Origin of the sequence: Enterobacter sp. RHBSTW-00175 (genome assembly GCF_013927005.1) — a bacterium.
Taxonomy (GTDB): Bacteria; Pseudomonadota; Gammaproteobacteria; order Enterobacterales; family Enterobacteriaceae; genus Enterobacter.
Genome location: NZ_CP055930.1, coordinates 1,081,647 through 1,100,396, shown reverse-complemented (window position 1 = coordinate 1,100,396; position 18,750 = coordinate 1,081,647). Strand labels below are relative to the sequence as shown.

General features: G+C 52.8%; 18 protein-coding genes. 8 read left to right on the top strand and 10 right to left on the bottom strand.

Features of this window, described 5'->3' with window-relative positions; genetic code table 11:
• Nucleotides 1-4: 4 nt before the first annotated feature.
• The 5 genes from HV107_RS05140 to HV107_RS05120 all read right to left on the bottom strand — a co-directional run bounded on the left by HV107_RS05140 (nucleotide 5) and on the right by HV107_RS05120 (nucleotide 5,425).
• Nucleotides 5-1,132, bottom strand: a complete 1,128-nt coding sequence (locus tag HV107_RS05140) for an oligogalacturonate lyase family protein (RefSeq protein ID WP_182062310.1) — start codon at nucleotides 1,130-1,132, stop codon at nucleotides 5-7.
• Between the two features lie 67 nt (nucleotides 1,133-1,199).
• Nucleotides 1,200-2,486 (bottom strand): ABC transporter substrate-binding protein, encoded by a 1,287-nt coding sequence (locus HV107_RS05135; protein WP_182062309.1) that lies wholly within the window; start codon nucleotides 2,484-2,486, stop codon nucleotides 1,200-1,202.
• Between the two features lie 13 nt (nucleotides 2,487-2,499).
• Nucleotides 2,500-3,627 (bottom strand): ABC transporter ATP-binding protein, encoded by a 1,128-nt coding sequence (locus HV107_RS05130; protein WP_182062308.1) that lies wholly within the window; start codon nucleotides 3,625-3,627, stop codon nucleotides 2,500-2,502.
• Nucleotides 3,628-3,639: 12 nt separating this feature from the next.
• Entirely contained in the window at nucleotides 3,640-4,542 is a 903-nt protein-coding gene (locus HV107_RS05125; RefSeq protein ID WP_014071621.1) for a carbohydrate ABC transporter permease, read from the bottom strand.
• Nucleotides 4,535-5,425, bottom strand: coding sequence for a carbohydrate ABC transporter permease (locus HV107_RS05120; protein WP_014071620.1), 891 nt, complete (start codon nucleotides 5,423-5,425; stop codon nucleotides 4,535-4,537). The genes HV107_RS05125 and HV107_RS05120 overlap by 8 nt, the downstream gene beginning before the upstream one ends.
• A gap of 546 nt (nucleotides 5,426-5,971) precedes the next feature.
• Here HV107_RS05120 and wzz(fepE) point away from each other — a divergent pair.
• The gene (gene wzz(fepE), locus HV107_RS05115; RefSeq protein ID WP_182062307.1) at nucleotides 5,972-7,105 is read left to right on the top strand and encodes an LPS O-antigen length regulator Wzz(fepE); all 1,134 of its coding nucleotides are present in this window, start codon (nucleotides 5,972-5,974) and stop codon (nucleotides 7,103-7,105) included.
• Nucleotides 7,106-7,134: 29 nt separating this feature from the next.
• Here wzz(fepE) and HV107_RS05110 read toward each other — a convergent pair whose 3' ends face one another.
• A complete protein-coding gene (locus HV107_RS05110) occupies nucleotides 7,135-7,458 on the bottom strand; it encodes a cupin domain-containing protein (protein WP_166717568.1) in 324 nt (107 codons plus the stop codon).
• Between the two features lie 134 nt (nucleotides 7,459-7,592).
• Between HV107_RS05110 and HV107_RS05105 the strand changes: the two genes are divergently transcribed.
• Entirely contained in the window at nucleotides 7,593-8,285 is a 693-nt protein-coding gene (locus HV107_RS05105; protein ID WP_182062306.1) for an aspartate/glutamate racemase, read from the top strand.
• Between the two features lie 26 nt (nucleotides 8,286-8,311).
• Here HV107_RS05105 and HV107_RS05100 read toward each other — a convergent pair whose 3' ends face one another.
• Nucleotides 8,312-8,710, bottom strand: a complete 399-nt coding sequence (locus HV107_RS05100) for a helix-turn-helix domain-containing protein (RefSeq protein WP_182062305.1) — start codon at nucleotides 8,708-8,710, stop codon at nucleotides 8,312-8,314.
• Nucleotides 8,711-8,878: 168 nt separating this feature from the next.
• Here HV107_RS05100 and HV107_RS05095 point away from each other — a divergent pair, with 168 nt between their 5' ends.
• Nucleotides 8,879-9,427: a flavodoxin family protein gene (locus HV107_RS05095; RefSeq protein WP_014071614.1), complete on the top strand. Its 549-nt coding sequence runs from the start codon at nucleotides 8,879-8,881 to the stop codon at nucleotides 9,425-9,427.
• Between the two features lie 19 nt (nucleotides 9,428-9,446).
• Here HV107_RS05095 and HV107_RS05090 read toward each other — a convergent pair whose 3' ends face one another.
• Complete coding sequence (locus HV107_RS05090; protein WP_182062304.1) at nucleotides 9,447-10,379, bottom strand: LysR family transcriptional regulator; 933 nt, start codon at nucleotides 10,377-10,379, stop codon at nucleotides 9,447-9,449.
• Between the two features lie 123 nt (nucleotides 10,380-10,502).
• Between HV107_RS05090 and lysA the strand changes: the two genes are divergently transcribed.
• Nucleotides 10,503-11,765, top strand: a complete 1,263-nt coding sequence (gene lysA / locus HV107_RS05085; protein ID WP_182062303.1) for a diaminopimelate decarboxylase — start codon at nucleotides 10,503-10,505, stop codon at nucleotides 11,763-11,765.
• Here lysA and HV107_RS05080 read toward each other — a convergent pair.
• Complete coding sequence (locus HV107_RS05080) at nucleotides 11,757-12,773, bottom strand: LacI family DNA-binding transcriptional regulator (protein WP_182062302.1); 1,017 nt, start codon at nucleotides 12,771-12,773, stop codon at nucleotides 11,757-11,759. The two genes, lysA and HV107_RS05080, sit on opposite strands and share 9 nt — an antisense overlap.
• Nucleotides 12,774-13,072: 299 nt before the next feature.
• Here HV107_RS05080 and HV107_RS05075 point away from each other — a divergent pair, with 299 nt between their 5' ends.
• The 4 genes from HV107_RS05075 to HV107_RS05060 all read left to right on the top strand — a co-directional run bounded on the left by HV107_RS05075 (nucleotide 13,073) and on the right by HV107_RS05060 (nucleotide 17,171).
• A complete protein-coding gene (locus tag HV107_RS05075; protein ID WP_182062301.1) occupies nucleotides 13,073-14,398 on the top strand; it encodes a PTS sugar transporter subunit IIC in 1,326 nt (441 codons plus the stop codon).
• A gap of 7 nt (nucleotides 14,399-14,405) precedes the next feature.
• Entirely contained in the window at nucleotides 14,406-15,833 is a 1,428-nt protein-coding gene (locus HV107_RS05070; protein ID WP_182062300.1) for a glycoside hydrolase family 1 protein, read from the top strand.
• Nucleotides 15,834-15,924: 91 nt separating this feature from the next.
• Nucleotides 15,925-16,698, top strand: a complete 774-nt coding sequence (locus HV107_RS05065; RefSeq protein ID WP_182062299.1) for an FCD domain-containing protein — start codon at nucleotides 15,925-15,927, stop codon at nucleotides 16,696-16,698.
• The gene (locus HV107_RS05060; protein WP_182062298.1) at nucleotides 16,695-17,171 is read left to right on the top strand and encodes a GNAT family N-acetyltransferase; all 477 of its coding nucleotides are present in this window, start codon (nucleotides 16,695-16,697) and stop codon (nucleotides 17,169-17,171) included. Before HV107_RS05065 ends, HV107_RS05060 begins: the two co-directional genes overlap by 4 nt.
• On the opposite strand, the gene galR is transcribed toward HV107_RS05060, so the two are convergent.
• On the bottom strand, nucleotides 17,132-18,148 hold the full coding sequence (gene galR / locus HV107_RS05055) for an HTH-type transcriptional regulator GalR (RefSeq protein WP_182062297.1): 1,017 nt from the start codon (nucleotides 18,146-18,148) through the stop codon (nucleotides 17,132-17,134). The genes HV107_RS05060 and galR overlap by 40 nt on opposite strands.
• Nucleotides 18,149-18,750 lie beyond the last annotated feature (602 nt).

Sequence of the window (18,750 nt, the reverse complement as noted above, 5' to 3'; positions counted from 1 at the left end):
TTTTTTACACCCGCGCCATATAAAGCGCAGGCATTCCTTCCTCATCAGACGTATACAACACCCACTTATTATCCGGCGAAAATGACGGATGCGGATGCGTCACCTGACGGTCGCCATCCAGCACTTTCCAGCTGGTGTTGTGCTGACAAACGGCCTTTTGCGTCCCCGCACGCACATCAAATACCCAGATAAACGGATCGTTGAGGCTGATATCCCCGGTATTATGCGGCGCGCCGTCACCGACAATCAGCGTGCCATCGTGGTTGCTCATCAGGTGAGAGCAGGGCGGGATCGCCATCAGTTGGCGGTTTTCCAGCGTTAGCGGATCGGCGCTGCACAGATAGCGTTTCGGGTCGTTCTCTTTATGTTCTACGTAATACAGCGTGGAGCCGTCCGGGACCCAAAATTCATGGGTGAAACTCTCGCCGGGCGCGTGCTGGCGAACCTTGCGCACGTTGCTGCCGTCGGCATCAATCAGCCACATGCGGGCATCGATGGCATCACGCGGGCCTTCATGGCAAAACGCGACGGTGGTGCTATCAAACGGGCGATAGATCGGATGCCCGAGCCAGCGGTTTTCCTGCAACATCACCCGGCGTTCGCCAGTGCGTAAATCGATATTAATCAGGCGGCATTCAGGCTGGGTAAAGTAAAACGCGCGGAACTTGCTCCAGTCGGTCAGCGGCTGCCAGTCGCTCTTTTTGATTTCGATCCCGACAAGCTTAGTACAGTCTGAATTTGCCACCCAGGTGCCGTACGCCACCCATTCGTCATCCACATCATAGACGATAAACTCCTCAAGGCTGTCGAGGTTGACGCGCCGGAGTTCGCGGTTATTTTTCACATACCACAGGGACTTATCATCATTAGATAAAAAGCCGCCAAAGGTATTATCCCCGCCTCCATCGGTAAGCTGGGTTGCCTGTTGTTTCTCAATATCCAGCAGGTAGTAATTCCAGTGGCCTTCGAATGCACCGCCAAAAATCAGCTTGCTGCCATCACAGGTGAAGCATTTTTGATAGAAGTAATTACGGTGACAAATAATGTGCGGGGGCGTCATCCGTATCACCTCGTGCCCGGTTTTATTATCCAGGCGAGTGCGAAAATTCAGCGGGATGATTTTGCCTTTCATTTTTCTCTCCTTGAGATAAAAAAATACCCCGCCACAGTTAGTGGCAGGGTATGTTCTGGCCAGGGGATTAGCGCATGGCGCGTTTCAGGATACGTTCCGCCTGACGCTGGAAGTCAGCGGCAGTCTCTTCCACAGTTTTCTGGCCATAGTCGATGTACTGAAGAGAGGTGCCGAACTGGGCAACAATCTGTGGGTCATCAAAGTATGGCGATACGGACAGTTTCGCAGGCAGAGACTGCGCCAGACGCAGACCCGCAACGGAAGGATCGCTCTCTTTAATGGTGCCGTCTTCGGTCAGGAATTGCACAGCTGCTTTGCTCAGCGGCACACCGCGCTCCAGACCCAGCGTATCGACACCTTCTTTGCTGTTCAGCAGGAAGTTAATCAGCTTCGCGGCGGCTTCCGGGTTCTTGGTTGATTTACCAATCGACAGCATCTGCGCCGGTTTGAAGAACAGGCCCGCATCGGTGGCGCCCGGCAGCATTGGGTAATTGCCCAGCTCCAGTTTTGCCGGTGGCTTCAGGTTGTCGGAATATTTGTTAATGGTGGAGTTCCACATATAGGTTCCGCCCCATTCCCCCTGGATCCACGGCTTCATCTCATACATGTTGCTCTTACCAAATGACGCATAGTATTTGGTGTCTGGCATCACGTGACTATCAACCAGTTTTTTATAGGTCTGGAAGAATTCCACCCACTGCTCTTTGCTGTAGGCGAATTTTTTGGTCTTTTCGTCCACGGCTGGGATGTTGTACTTCTGGATCATGTAGGAGTTCAGCAGCGCCAGGGTGTCCTGGTGTTCCAGCACCACAGGGTAGTACTGTTTGCCAAGCTTGCTCTCGAAGGCCTTGCCTGCGGCCATCAGTTCATCCCAGGTTTTCGGGTATTCGACGCCCGCTTTTTTCCAGGTTTCGTCATTAAAATAGAACACACGCGCGGTCACGGAGATTGGAATACCGTTCAGCTTGCCGTTCACCGTGGTGGATTGCAGCTCTTTAGGATCGAACTGGCTCAGGTCGATCACGTCTTTCATTTTGTTCAGATCGTAGAATCCTTCCCCGCTTTTGGAGAAGATCGGCAGCCAGTTCCAGTTCGTTTGCATCACGTCCGGCTCGGTGCCGCCAGCAATCTGGGTCGTCAGACGGGACAGGTGACCATCCCACCCGGTGTATTCCGCTTTCACGTTAATATCCGGGTTCTGCTTGTGGAACTCTTCCAGCGCTTTCAGGGTAACCTGGTGGCGGCCATTACCGCCCCACCAGGACATACGTAAATCAACATCTTGTGCCATCGATGGCAAAGCAGTAAGGCCCAGGGTAGCGGAGATAGCGGCGCTTAAAAGCACTTTTTTCATTTTTATAACTCCATTAGAGAGAGATGTTCTGTTCAGTTTTAGCGTCAAAAATATGACATTTATTCATATCAAACTTGAAATACACCTTACGATGAAGACCCTTATCAATCATTGGCTTAGCTTCGTCGGAAGGAATTCGGGCGGTCAGTTCGTAATCCGCGACTTTCAGATACACAAAGAACTCATGGCCCATGTTTTCCACACGCACCATTTCGCCGCTGCAACCCCCTTCCTGGAAAGGTTCGTCTGAGAGCGAAACAAATTCAGGGCGCACGCCGTAGAAGATCTCCTGGCCCGCGTAGCCAGACACTTTCTCCTGCATTTCACCGTTGAGCGGCATGGTTTCATTGCCGATAGCGATAAGCAGATTCCCCTCTCTTTCCACCAGCTTGCTGGCACGAATGTTCATTTCTGGCGCACCGATGAAGCCTGCCACAAACATGTTTTTTGGCTTGTGGTAGAGATTATCCGGAGTATCCACTTGCATGATATGGCCGAGCTTCATCACACAGATGCGGTCACCCATGGTCATGGCTTCGGTCTGGTCGTGGGTCACATAAACGGTCGTCGCCGGTTTACCGGATTTCTTCAGCTGCTTGTGCAGGTCAGAAATACGGATACGCATCGAGGCGCGCAGCTTGGCGTCGAGGTTAGATAAGGGTTCATCAAACAGGAACACGTCCGGCTTTTTCACAATCGCACGGCCAACGGCCACACGCTGCGCCTGGCCGCCGGAAAGCTGGCGTGGCAGGCGGTCGAGCAGCTCTTCCAGTTCCAGAATTTTCGCCGCTTCATTCACCTGAGATTCAATCTGATCTTTCGGCAGCTTGCTCAGCTTCAGACCGAAGGCCAGGTTTTCGCGCACCGTCATGTGCGGATACAGCGCGTAGTTCTGGAATACCATCGCAATCCCGCGCTCTTTCGGCGCCAGGTTGTTGACAATTTTCTCACCAATGCGCACTTCACCGCCGCTGATGGTTTCCAGCCCGGCCAGCATTCGCAGGGTGGTGGATTTCGCGCAACCGGATGGCCCGACGATCACCATGAATTCCCCTTCAGCGATTTTCAGGTCGATAGCATGTACCGCTTTGAAGCCGTTGGAGTACACTTTTTCCAGTTTGTTGAAGATAACTTCAGCCATGATATTTCCCTCTTAACCTTTAATTCCGCTGCTGGTTACGCCCTGTACGAAGTAGCGCTGTGCCAGGAAGAAGACAATGATGGATGGCAGAATGGAGATACTCGCCATTGCCAGAATTTCGTTCCACGGCGCACCTTCGGTGACGTCGATGGACATTTTCAGAGCCAGTGCAATTGGGTATTTGTCCACGCTGTAGACGTAAATCAGCGGCCCGATAAAGTCATTCATTGACCACATAAACTGGAACAGTGCGACCGAGATAATGGCCGGTTTCAGGATTGGCACTACCACGTACCACAGCACCTGGATGGAGTTACAGCCGTCAATCTGCGCCGCTTCTTCCATGTCACGCGGTACGCCACGCAGGAACTGGATCAGCATAAAGACGAAGAACCCTTGTGTGGCAAACGCCAGCGGCAGGTACAGCGGCATATAGCTGTTCAACATGCCCATTTCACGGAACATCAGGTACTGCGGGATAAGCAGGACGGTGCTTGGCAGCAACATGGTGGTGATAAGCGTTGCGAACCAGAATTTCTTCCACGGGATCTCGAAGCGGGCAAAGCCGTACGCCACGATGGTGGAGGAGATAATGGTCAGGATCACTTTCGGGATCACATACTTAAAGGTGTTCAGCATGTAATGACCGAAGTTGTATTCAGTCCCGGTTTTCCAGCCGTTAATAAATCCATCCCAGGTGGCGTGTGCAGGCCACAGGCTCAGGGTGGTGAAGATCTCGTGGTTCGGTTTAAACGACGCCGAGAACATCCATACCAGCGGATAGAGCATCAGCAGGCCGACAAACAGCAGGATCACATAGCGGATACTGGCGTTGATTTTCTCTTTGCGCAGCGTGCGAGCCACTTCGCGCTCAGCAATGCTTCTCGCCGTGGAGAGTTGTTGGATATCAGCCATTTTTGCCTCCTTTATCGGCGGAGTAGAACACCCAGTATTTCGAAGACTTAAAGGCGATAGCGGCAAAGACGGCAACCACCAGGAACAGGATCCAGGCCAGCGCAGCGCCGTAGCCCATGTCAAAGTATTTGAACGCGGTGTCGTAGATGTAGAGCGAGAACAGGTAAGTCGAGTAGGTTGGTCCGCCACCGGTAATGACGTATGGCCCGGTAAATTCCTGGAACGCCTGCGTGGTCTGCATGATGAAGTTGAAGAAAATCACCGGCGTAATCAGCGGCACTGTCACTTTCATGAACATCTGCCATTTTGATGCGCCGTCGATCATTGCCGCTTCATACTGTGATTGCGGAACGTTTTGCAGCGCGGCAAGGAAGATAACCATCGCAGAGCCGAACTGCCAGACGCGCAGCAGGGTTACGGACATCAGCGCCAGAGAAGGTTCACCCAGCCAGTTCACCGGGTCAAAGCCAAATACGCCAATAAAGCTGTTCAGCAGGCCATCGATGGCAAACAGTGCACGCCACAGAACCGCAATTGCTACGGAGCTGCCGAGGATCGACGGAATATAGTAGGCAGTACGGAAGAAACCGATGCCGCGTAATTTAAAGTTCAGAACAAACGCAATTCCCAGAGCAAATGCCAGTTTTAATGGAATGGTCAAAAATACATAGGCAAAAGTCACGCCCATGGATTTCCAGAAGAGAGTATCTTCCGTAAACATGTAACGATAGTTCTCGATGCCGTTAAACACCGGCGGGCTCATCAGATCGTAATCAGTAAAACTGAGAAAGAACGATGAGACAAAGGGAAACGCGGTAAAGATTATCAGCCCGATTATGTAGGGTGATATCCACGCTAGCCCCAGCATTTTGTTTTCATTCATACATACCTACCTGGCAATCAATGGTTTTAAAACGGAATCCGATTGTGATGCTGTCGCCCCACGCCTGATGGCAGGCCCGGGGATGTGTGTTCGGTATGAAACGCGTTACGGTTACTCTCTTACCTTATGTTTTATATAACATTTTATTGGATCGTCCTGGCAAGCCTTGTCAGGGTTTTAAAAACTCACGAACTGTTGTTCTTGAATACTAAAACATCGTTTTATTTTATTTTATTGCTATTTATTTCCGCGTCATGCGCTTAATGATGGAAATGTGATCGATGTCGAAACGCTGTTTCAATAAGGTGAGGAAGGTGGCACTTTTAACCGGGATATGAGTCACCGTAAAACGGCTGGAGAGTGGATGAGTCTTCAGAAAGAATGATTAATGTGCGTGATATAGCGCCAATTTTTACTACTAATTCTGATAGTCAGGTATCAGGTTTTAATCTTTTGGCATTCAGATAATTCTTACTTTCTTGTATCATCGAACGCTCAGGGACCTCTCAGGCAGATTCACTGCGCCATCAAAATAGAAGAATTGTTATGTCAGTCATGGATTTTAAAAAAAATACGGATGTGGATTTTTCCCGTCATGCCTCCCCGGCACATGAGTATAAAGAGATTGACCTTCTGGGATTATTGGATGTCTTGTGGGTCGCCAAAAAACGTATTCTGGTTACCGCTTTCGCCTGTGCTGTAGCAGGTCTGGCAATGGCATTTATCCTGCCGCAAAAGTGGACCAGTAAAGCGGTGATCACGCCGGCAGAACAAACGCAGTGGAACCCACTGCGACAGATGCTGGTGGCACTTCAGGTACTGGATGTGGACGTAAAAATCGCCCGCCCTGATGTATTCAACCTGTTTATCAAAAAATTCCAGTCACAGTCACTGCTTGAAGAATATATGACCTCCTCGCCGTTTGTTATGGCGCAGCTGGAAGGTGCAGATATTGATCCTGTTGAGCTGCATCGCGCCGTGGTCAATATTGCCGAGGAGATGAAAGCGGCGGATAACACCGCGGCGAAAGATGCCGATAAAGCGCCCTATGCGTCCTGGACGTTGAGCTTTACAGCGCCGACGGCAACAGATGCGCGTACCGTGCTTGAAGGCTATATCGAGTTCGTATCCGCGCTGGTCGAAAAAGAAACGATGCAGAACATTCGTAATCAGGTCACGCTGAAAACGCGAATGGAGAGAGAGCAGCTGGAACTGGACAGGGTTCGTCTGACCAATATTCACAACACCAACCTGCAACGTCTGAATTATTCCCTGAAAGTGGCCAATGCCGCCGGAATTAAAAAGCCGGTCTACAGTAATGGCCAGGCGGTTAAAGATGACCCGGATTACTCCGTGGCGCTGGGTGCTGATGGTATTGCGCAAAAGCTGGAAATTGAAAAATCGATCAAGGATGTTGCTGAGCTGAATTCCGATTTCCAGAATCGCGAATATCATCTGGCTCAGTTGCAGAAACTGTCTGTTGAAGATGTGAAGCTTGAGCCTTTTAAATATCAGCTGTCACCGTCTCTGCCGGTGAAAAAAGATGGCCCGGGCAAGCTGGTTATTGCGCTGCTCGCAGGCATTGTTGGTGGGCTTTTCGCCTGCGGCTTTGTGCTAGTTCAAAATGCGATGCTGATGCGCAAGCCTTTAGCGGAAGCCCTTCCGGAAGCGGAAATGTAATAAAAGGGCGGTGGTGACACCGCCTTTTTTTATTGCAGAAAATCTTCGCGCACAGGCGTAAAGGTATCAAGCAGTGTGCCGGGTTTCAGGCACACGCAGCCATGCATGATATGCGGCTCTTTATAGAGTGTGTCTCCCGCCGTCACGACATGTTTTTCATCACCAATGGTGAATTCGAACTCGCCGGAAAGCACATAGGTTAACTGCTCGTGCGGATGGTTATGCATCGGCCCGATGGCGCCCTGCTGGAAATTCACCTCTACCGCCATCATCTTTCCGTCATGCGCCAGAATTCGACGTGTCACGCCGTTTCCGAGATCTTCAAGCGTTGTCTCTTTGTGAAAAATAAACATATCTAGCCCCGCAAGGTAATGAAACAATGTTTCATTTAATTTATATCACCGCGCGGTAAAAAGAAACGGCTAGCCAAAGAACTGGAAACAGGATCACAAGTTTGCTTCACTGGAAGAAACATAAAGGAGAAAGTATGAAAACGATCGGCCTGTTAGGTGGAATGAGCTGGGAATCGACCATCCCGTACTACCGCCTGATTAATGAAGGGGTGAAGCAACGTCTTGGCGGGCTGCACTCCGCAAGCCTGCTGCTGCACAGCGTTGATTTCCATGAGATAGAAGCCTGCCAGGCGAGCGGTGAGTGGGATAAAGCCGGCGAGATACTGGCGCAGGCGGCGCTGGGGCTGGAGCGTGCGGGCGCAGAAGGGATTTTGCTCTGTACCAACACCATGCACAAAGTGGCGTCACACATTGAATCGCGCTGTTCGCTGCCGTTCCTGCATATTGCCGATGCCACCGGGCGCGCGATTACCGCCTCCGGGATGACGCGCGTGGCGCTGCTGGGAACCCGCTATACCATGGAGCAGGATTTTTATCGTGGGCGACTGAGCAGTGAATTTGGGATTGAAAGCCTGATCCCGGATGAGGCAGACCGGGCACGCATTAATCAGATTATCTTTGAGGAGCTTTGTCTCGGAACCTTCAGCGAACCCTCGCGCGAGTACTACGTCAGCGTGATTGAGAAGCTCGCACAGCAGGGGGCAGAGGGTGTTATTTTCGGTTGTACAGAGATTGGTTTACTCGTGCCGGTTGAGCGCAGCCCGATCCCGGTGTTTGACACGGCAGCCATTCATGCCGCGGATGCCGTTGAATTTATGCTCTCCTGAGCAGCACAAAGCCGGGCTTGCCCGGCTCAGTCTTGTTCGTTGGCGGCATCATAAGCAGATTGCGCGGCGACGATGGCATCCATATTACTTTCTACCCAGTGAGCCAGCACGGTGACGGTTTCAGTGAGCGCCTGGCCGAGCGGCGTCAGGCTGTACTCTACCGTTACCGGCACAGTGGCAAACACTTTTCGCGAAACCAGGCCGTCTCGCTCCAGCTTACGCAGCGACTGGGTCAGCACTTTCTTGGTGATCCGCTGAATCTCACGTTGCAGGTGATTAAACCGAATCGGTCCGTTTTCCAGACGCGCAAGGATCAGCAGCGCCCATTTATCGGCGATACGCGCCAGTACATTGCGTGTCGGGCAGCGCTCGTCGAACACATTATACGGTGGCATCTCTTTTGTTGCGGTTTCAGCGTCAGTCATGGTGGTTCCCTCGAGGTAACCAGGTGAGGTAAAGGTGCCTTCTTACGCAAGCGAATGTTTGCGTGTATAAAACGACGTAAGGTTTCTATTTGATACCAGGGAACCGAAAATGGCAACCCAGCCGTAAATGTTTGACTTCTTGAGCAATATTCCATCAGGAGACACATAATGAGCGTTGTAGTTATCTATTATTCCGGCTACGGCCACACAAAACGCGTAGCTGAAACGGTTGCTGAAGGCGCGCGTGCTGATTTGATCGCGATTGATAGCAATGGCGATATTCAGGAAAGCGACTGGCAAAAACTCAACGATGCGAAGGCGATTATTTTTGGCGCGCCAACGTATATGGGCAGTGTGCCGTGGCAGTTCAAGAAGTTTGCCGATGCCACGTCGAAAGCCTGGTTTGTGCGCAGCTGGCAGGACAAAGTGTTTGCGGGCTTTAGCAACAGTGCGAGCCTGAACGGTGACAAACAAGTGTCTCTTCAGTATCTGCAAACGCTGGCTTCACAGCATGGCGGTATCTGGGTGAGCCTGGGTCTGCCACCGTCAAACACTCAGGCTGCCACGCGCCAGGATATCAACAACCTGGGCGGTTCTGTTGGGCTGCTGGTGCAGTCTCCGTCAGATGCTGACGCAGGTGCGATTGCATCGGGCGATCTGGAAACTGCAGTGAAATTCGGTGAGCGTGTAGCTTCTGTCGCGAAACGTTTCAACTGAATTGACGAATGCCCGGCAGTTAGCCGGGCATATTGTTAAGCACATCGTCCAGTTTTGCAGTGAACGTGCTAAGCCCCCCTTGCAGATGTTCACTGAAGGCATCCACCAGTGCCGATGCCGGGCGGTGAAGCGGGCGGATAAGGCTCACGGTAAAAGGAACGGATACGCTAAAACGGCGGATAACGATCCCGGTTCCGGCATAATCCAGCGCCGTTAGGGGATTCACCACCGCAATTCCCACACCCGCGCGCACCATCGCACATATTGAGGCGGCACTGTGCGTCTCGACCACCATTCGGCGTTTAACCTGATGCTCGGCAAACAGGGTATCCAGTAACTGCCGGTAGCTGTCAGTCTGCGAAAGACTAATGTAATTTTCGCCCTGAAAATCGGCGGGAGTCAGGATCTGTTTCTGCGCTAACGGATGCCCTGCTGGCAGTACGCAAACTTCATCTAAAGAGAGCAACTCGGTGCGCTGCGTTCCCGCAGGGGTGACAAGCGTTTCGGTCAGGCCGAGATCATGGCGCTGAGCCGAAAGCCACTCTTCCAGCAGTGGCGACTCTTGCGGCACGATGGTGAGGTTGACCTCGGGATAGCGCGTCAGAAAAGGGTGCAGCAGCATGGGCAGAAATGACTGCGAAAAGACGGGCAGGCAGACAATCGACAGCTCACCCTGGCGGAATTCCCGCAGGCTTTCGGCCGCACTGACAATCCTGTCCAGGCCGTACCAGGATCGCTGTACTTCTTCAAACAGGCGTAACCCCTGCACCGTGGGATGCAGTCTGCCGCGCGTACGTTCAAACAGCTTCAGCCCCAGCACTTTCTCAAAGCGTGCCAGCTCGCGGCTGACTGTTGGCTGCGAGGTATGCAGCATAAGTGCAGCTTCGGTGAGATTCCCCGTGGTCATCACGGCGTGAAAAATCTCGATATGGCGTAAGTTGACGGCGGGCATTGGGCACCTGATGACTGAGGGTTATCCATATCATTTTTGCATAGACTCACGATAAAACGATATTTTTTATTCTCTTCGCACTGTGGCGTAATCATAAAAAAATGACATCACCCGGAGAAGACCATGCCACGCCCGCTTAACCAGACTGATACCGATTTGAACGCCGATAATTTACTGCGCCTGCCAGCCGAATTTGGCTGCCCTGTGTGGGTCTACGACGCGCAGATCGTCCGCGAAAAGATTGCCGCGCTACATCAGTTTGACGTGGTGCGTTTTGCTCAGAAAGCCTGCTCGAATATCCATATTTTGCGCCTGATGCGTGAGCAGGGGGTGAAGGTCGATTCGGTTTCTCTGGGTGAAATTGAACGCGCGCTGGCGGCCGGATACGATCCGAAGAGCGACAGCGATGCCATTGTGTTCACGGCTGACTTGATTGATGAACCTACACTTGCCCGCGTACATGAACTGCGGATTCCGGTTAATGCAGGTTCGGTGGATATGCTGGAGCAGCTCGGTCAGGTTTCTCCTGGTCATCGCGTATGGCTGCGCGTGAACCCGGGTTTTGGCCACGGTCACAGCCAAAAAACCAATACCGGCGGTGAAAACAGCAAACACGGGATCTGGTATACCGATCTGCCCGCGGCGCTTGAAGTGATACAGCGCTACAGCCTGGAGCTGGTGGGTATTCATATGCATATTGGTTCCGGTGTCGATTACGGTCACCTGGAGCAAGTATGTGGCGCGATGGTGCGCCAGGTTATTGATTTTGGTCAGGGTATGGAGGCGATCTCCGCCGGTGGCGGCCTGTCTATTCCATATCGTGAAGGCGAAGAGGCGATTGATACCGATCACTATTACGGCCTGTGGAGCGCGGCGCGCGATAAAATTGCCGCCCATCTGGGGCATGCGGTGAAGCTGGAAATCGAACCGGGTCGTTTCCTGGTGGCGGAGTCTGGCGTGCTGGTGTCGCAGGTTCGTAGCGTGAAAGAGATGGGGTCACGTCACTTTGTGCTGATTGATGCAGGCTTTAGCGATCTGATGCGCCCGGCCATGTACGGCAGTTACCACCACATTACCGCGCTGGCCGCAGATGGCCGCGATTTAACGCAGGCTCCGCGGGTTGAAACTGTAGTGGCAGGCCCGCTGTGCGAATCGGGCGATGTGTTTACTCAGCAGGAGGGCGGTAAAGTGGAAACCCGCGCGCTGCCTGAAGTGAAACCGGGTGATTATCTGGTGCTGCATGATACCGGAGCGTACGGGGCGTCAATGTCCTCGAACTACAACAGCCGCCCGCTGCTGCCGGAAGTGCTGTTCGATAATGGTGTGGCGCGGCTGATTCGCCGCCGCCAGACCATTCAGGAACTGCTGGCGCTGGAACTATTTTGAGTGAAAATACGGGCCCGTGGTTACTGAGTCGCGCAACACCAGCGTGCCGGTAAACGGCGGGATCGTTTCGACCGGCTGGTTTTTTGCCAGCCGGATCGCCTGATCGATAGCCGTCACTATCATATTATCGATAGGCAAATAGACCGAAGAGAGCGCAGGCTCCAGCCACTTCGCACTCGGCGCATCATCAAAACCAAACAGCGAAATATCCTGAGGAATACGCAGCCCGGCCTGATGTAACGCCTTAGACGCACCCAGAGCCATATCGTCGTTACAGGCGAAAAGCGCGCTAAACGGCACGTTTTCAGTGATGAGCTCTTTGCACAGCTCATATCCCCGCGTCATTCCTGCATCGCCATATTTCACCCGACGATCGTCCCAGACAATTCCGTGCTTTTCCAGTGCCTTGCGATACCCCATCAGGCGCGCCTTACCGGTTGGCGTGTGGATCGGAACGGTGATACAGGCAATCTCGCGGTGGCCCTGACTTATCAAATAATCCACGGCTTTAAAGGCGGCATCCTGTTGTTCGAAGAACACACAGCGGTCCGCCGCCTGGCTCACTTCGCGGTTGATGATCACCAGCGGCGTTTGCACGGAATGGATGAGCTTCATGATCGCTTTTTCGCTCATGTAGCGGGTATAAAGCACGATGGCATCGCATTTGCGGTCTGCCAGCATTTGCACGGCCATCTCTTCCTGTTCGGGGGCATCGTGACCGTCGGTGACGATCAACTGCTTGCCGTGCGTTTCCGTTTGTCGCGATGCCTGCTGTAACAGGCGTCCGAAGTAAAAACCGTCAAATGTCGACACCACCAGACCAATGCTGTTGCTGGTCTGGTTCGCCAGCGAGCGCGCAAGAAAGTTCGGCCGATAACCTAACTCTTCCATTGCCTTAAACACCTGCTTGCGCGTGCTTTCTTTTACCTGACCTGTGCCGTTCAACACGCGTGAGACTGTGGCTTTTGAAACACCAGCGCGTAATGAGACATCCAGCATTGTTGCCATTAGAAATTCCTGCTTTCACGTAATCGTCCGCAGTTTATCACAGACACTCAGGCACATATGTGCAGCGGCGAAGGCAAAATCCCCACCACGATCACGCTTTTTGGCAACGGGCTATCACAACAGCATAAAACGGAATAAGTGGCATGCCAAAGTGGTTGTAAATCATGATTTGGAATACCTGTTGTCATGATGGGAGATTAATCACAGAACGAATAACACCAGAAAGCTATTTTTGGTATGCCAATAACAGGCGGCTGTAGATCTACTCCAATAAAAGCCCTTCACTGAGGTATTACCCTATGGCATTGCAGGAAAAACTGATCGACGCTCTGGGCAGTTTCGCCACCAAATTCAATAGCTATCGCTATATCATGGCGATCAAGTCCTCCTTTATTACCTTAATGCCGGTCATCATCGTTGGCGCATTCTCTGTGCTGATCTCCAACATGGTGCTGGATCCGAAAAATGGCCTGGCGAGCTTCGAATCGCTCTCTTTTCTCGCCGCGCTAAAACCGATTACCAGTGCGATTAACTACGCCACCCTGAACTTTCTGAACATCGGTGCGGTTTTTTTAATCGGTATTGAGCTGGGGCGTATCAACGGGATCAAATCGCTCTTCCCGGGTTTGCTGGCGGTGATCTGCTTTATCTGTGTTACGCCGACGACGGTTGAAATGATGGTCGACGGGCAGATGCATGTGGTGAAAGACGTGCTGCTGCGCCAGTTCTCGGATACCCGCAGTTTGTTCCTCGGCATGTTTATTGCCATTCTTTCCGTTGAGATTTACTGCTGGCTGGAAAACCGCAAAGGCCTGAAGATTCGGATGCCGGACACAGTGCCGCCTAACGTGGCGGCGTCCTTCTCGGCGCTGATCCCTGCCATCATTACCACTACCGCTATCGCGACGTTTGGCTTCGTTTTCCACCAAATTACCGGCATGTACCTTTACGATGCGGTCTATCAGGTGGTGCAACAACCGCTGGAGCGCGTGGTACAAAGCCTGCCGGGTATTCTTCTGCTGATGTTTGTGGCTCAGCTGTTCTGGGTTATCGGTATTCACGGCAACCAGATGATCAAACCGATCCGCGAACCGCTGCTTCTGGGGGCGATCACCGTCAACATGAGCGCATTTGAGCAGGGAAAAGAGGTCCCGAACATCATCACCATGCCGTTCTGGGATGTGTATATGAGCATTGGGGGTTCCGGTTTAACCATTGGTCTGCTGATTGCGGTGATGATTGCCACTAAACGCAAAGAGATGAAAGAGATAGCCAAGCTTTCCATCGGCCCTGGCCTCTTTAACATCAATGAACCGGTGATTTTCGGGATGCCTATCATGCTTAACCCGATCCTGGCGATCCCGTTCATCATCACCCCACTGGTGACAGGCTCCATCGGGTATTTCGCAACGGCTACTGGCTTTGCCGGAAAAGCTGTGGTGATGGTGCCCTGGACCACGCCGCCGCTGATTAACGCCTGGCTTTCAACTGCGGGCTCAATGGGGGCGGTTGTCACTCAGCTTATCTGTATTGTAACGGCCGTGATTATTTACCTGCCGTTTGTGAAGATCGCTTCCCGCCGTGCTGAACAGGCTGCATTGCAACAAGCCACCAACAACGCGTGAGGATCTGATGAGCACCAAACAGATAGCAATACCGAAAGATTTTATCCTGGGGGCGGCGGCATCTGCCTGGCAGACGGAAGGCTGGAGCGGCAAGAAGGCGGGGCAGGACTCCTGGCTCGACCTCTGGTATAAAAACGATCGCCACGTCTGGCATAACGGCTATGGCCCGTCGGTGGCGACCGATTTTATCAACCGGTATCGTGAAGATGTCGCGCTGATGAAACAGGCGGGGTTGACGCACTATCGCACCTCGATCAACTGGTCGCGTTTTTTGACCGACTACGAAAACGCGACTGTGGACGAAGAGTACGCGGCCTATTACGACGCCCTGTTTGACGAAATGCACCGTCAGGGGATCGAACCGATGATCTGCCTGGAGCATTACGAGCTACCCGGCGTGCTGCTGGAAACCTACGGTGGCTGGGGGTCAAAGCATGTTGTCGAGCTGTTTGTGCGTTACGCTGAAAAAGTGTTTGAGCGCTACCACACAAAAGTGACGCGCTGGTTTAGCTTCAACGAGCCGATTGTAGTGCAGACCCGCGTTTACCTCGATGCGCTGCGCTGGCCCTATGAGCAGAACACCAGTACCTGGATGCAGTGGAACCACCATAAAGTGCTGGCGACAGCGAAGGTGGTGAAGCTGTTCCGCGAGAAAGGTTATCACGGCTCGGTGGGCTGCATTCTTAACCCGGAAGTGACCTATCCGCGCTCGCGTGCGCCGCATGATGTGCGCGCCGCCGAAATGTACGATCTGTTTTATAACCGCGTATTCCTTGACCCGCTGGTGCACGGGCATTACCCGCAGGCGCTTTTTACCCTGCTGGAGCAACACCAGGTTCAGTGGGATTACACGCCAGAAGAGCTGGCGCTGATTGCCGACAACACCGTTGATGAGCTGGGGATCAACCTCTATTACCCGCACCGGGTGAAAGCGCCATCCCGCTCCTGGCACCCGGAAACACCTTTCCACCCGGCATACTATTATGAGCCGTTTGAACTGCCGGGGCGGCGGATGAACAAATCCCGCGGTTGGGAAATCTACCCGCGCATTATTTATGACATGGCGATGCGTATTAAAAACGACTATCGCAACATCAGTTGGTTTGTGGCGGAAAGCGGTATGGGCGTTGAGAACGAAGCGCAGTTCCGCAATCGTGATGGCATTATCGAAGACAATTACCGTATCGAATTTATCAGCGAACATCTCTACTACACGCTACTGGCGCGGGAAGAGGGGGCAAACTGTCACGGCTTTATGCTGTGGGCGTTCACGGACAACGTCTCGCCCATGAATGCATTCAAAAATCGCTATGGATTGATTGAGATCGCTCTGGAGGACAACCGCGCCCGACGCGCCAAAAAGTCGGCCGCCTGGTTCCGGCAACTGCGCGAGGCGCGCGTGCTCACGCTCTGTATTGACGATGAATGGAAGTAAGCGCAAACAGTGTGGGTTCTGGTAAAATAGTGCACAAACTGGTCGGGAGGATGCCCGGCCTGCGCATTAACAGATAAGTACAGGTGATATCGTGGATCAGGCAGTCGTCCCGCCAGAAAAAAAACAGTACCAGGAGATTGGCGAGGATTTGCGCGCGCAAATTATCCAGGGGCATTATCCCGTTGGCTCGCGCCTGCCGCCGGAGCGAAACATTGCCGAGACCTATGGCGTAAGCCGAACCATCGTGCGTGAGGCGTTACTGATGCTGGAGTTGCAGGGCACAGTGGATATTCGCCAGGGGTCGGGCGTCTATGTGATGCGCATCCCTGACGAACATGAAAGTGAAGAAGAGCGGTTCCTGAATAGCGATGTCGGCCCGTTTGAGATTTTACAGGCCCGACAACTGCTTGAAAGTAACATCGCTGCGTTTGCTGCAAAAATGGCCACCCGGGCGGACATTGATAACCTGCGCCGTATCATCGAACAGGAGCAACGCGCCATTGCCGCCGACGATAAAAGCCAGGATAACAACAAAATGTTCCACCTGGTGCTGGCGGGCGCAACGCAAAATCAGATGCTGCTGGCAACGGTTGAAAGCATCTGGCATCACATGGACAGCAGCCCGTTGTGGCAGCAGTTCAACGTGCATATTGGCAGCCGCGCCTGGCGTCTGAAATGGCTCGGCGATCGTCAGACGATCCTTGCGGCACTGCGTCGGCGCGATGTGATGGGCGCATGGCAGGCCATGTTCCAGCATCTCGAAAATGTGAAAAAGAGTCTGCTGGAACTGTCTGACGAAGATGCGCCAGATTTTGACGGTTACCTTTTTGAGTCTGTGCCTGTATTTCAGGGGAAGCTGGTGTGAAAATTATGCCGCTTTATGCCGCGCCGCAGTTTGCAGAGAAGGTTATCGACTGGATCTGGCAGGCTTTTGGCGACGGCCTGCCGCGTGAGTTTTTCCAGAGCGTGGTTGAGCACAGCCAGACCCCGGGCGCGTTGCCGCTGACGTTTATCGCCGCGGAGGGCGAGCAGCTTCTGGGGACGGTGGGGTTATGGCGCTGTGATTTGATTAGCCGTCAGGATCTTTATCCCTGGCTTGCCGCGTTGTACGTTGACGAGGCGGCTCGCGGTAAGGGGCTTGCGGGGTTGCTACAGGAACATGTCATCGCCTTTGCCGCGCAGGCCGGGTATTGCGAATTACATCTCTGGTCTGCCTGCCGCAACTTTTACGAACGTTACGGCTGGCATTATATCGGTGATGGTCTGGAATACCCGAACAAAACGGTCCATCTCTATCGTTATTCGCTTAGCCCTTCAACGGGTGACGCCACGGAGTGACGGCGCACCAGCGTTGGGCTGAACAGATGCGTAATTTCCGGTGGCTGGCGTTTATCCGCCAGCGCTAATGCCAGCTCTGCCGCCTGCGTTGCCATCGTTACAATAGGATAACGCACGGTGGTCAGACGCGGACGTACATAGCGGGACACCAGCACATCATCAAAGCCAATCAGCGAAATTTCTGCCGGCACGTCAATACCGTTGTCATTTAACACCCCCATCGCACCCGCGGCCATTGAGTCGTTATAGCTGGCAACGGCGGTGAAATTCCGCCCGCGGCCTAGCAGCTCCGTCATGGCTTGCTCGCCACCGCTTTCGTCAGGCTCACCGTAGGCAACCAGGCGGTCATTACACGGCAGACCGTTTTCGCGCAGTGCGTCGTAGTAGCCTTGCAGGCGGTCATCCGCATCCGAAATGGGGTGGTTAGAACAGAGATAGCCGATGCGGGTATGACCCTGCTGGATCAGATGACGGGTCGCCAGCCAGGCGCCGTAACGGTCATCGAGCGCAACACAGCGTTTTTCATATCCGGCAATAATGCGGTTGATTATTACCATCCCGGGAATTTGTTTCATCAGGTTGATGAGTTCTTCATCGGGCAACATTTTGGCATGGACGACCAGCGCGGCACAGCGGTGGCGGATCAGCTGTTCGATGGCCTGGCGTTCTTTTTGTTCATTATGGTAACCGTTGCCAATCAGCAAGAAGTTACCTGTTTGGTAAGACACCTGTTCGACGGCTTTAACCATTGCGCCGAAAAAGGGATCTGACACATCACCTACGACCAGACCAATGGTCTCTGTCGACTGCTGAGCCAGTGCGCGGGCGTTGGCGTTGGGGTGGTAATTCAGCGATTCCATGGCGCTTTGTACTGCCTGGCGTGATGCGTCACTGGCTTTTGGTGAGTTGTTAATCACGCGCGAGACGGTCGCGACGGAAACACCTGCCAGACGGGCCACATCCTTAATTGTCGCCATTTAATACCTTCTTAGTGGGGGTAAGCGTTTACACACGAACTAGTGTTGCGGAAAAGTAGCGCGCATACAAGGGGCGGGGGTTTTCGCAATCCACAAACGTGACGCAGAACATACCCTGACGGTGTAATCGTTACACAGCAAGACATGTCAAAATAATGTCAATCTGAACCTTTAGTTACACTTTGCCTCAGGCTGTTGCGATTGTCTGATAGTCGGGACGGTTGGCTGATTGATAGAGTCGAGATCCCAGAGGTATTGATAGGTGAAATCAACTCCGGTTGATTAACACGATTTACACCAACCTGCGTTTCTACGCAGGTTTTTTTTTGCCTCACAGTTCAACCTGTAACAGCAACAGAGAATATTCACAACTGGTTGCACTTCGGCTCATTCCCTTGCGTTTTCTCACTGGCGAAGCACATGGTGAACATCCACAATCAAGATCCCAGAGGTATTGATTGGTGAGAATTCTTAGTACGCATCTCGTACTCATCACTTGCACCAACCTGCGCGGATGCGCAGGTTTTTTTTTGCCCGGTTTTAGCTATCGCTCCTGCTGCACTTCTCGTGTAATCTGCCACCATTTAAAGAACATCCCACTC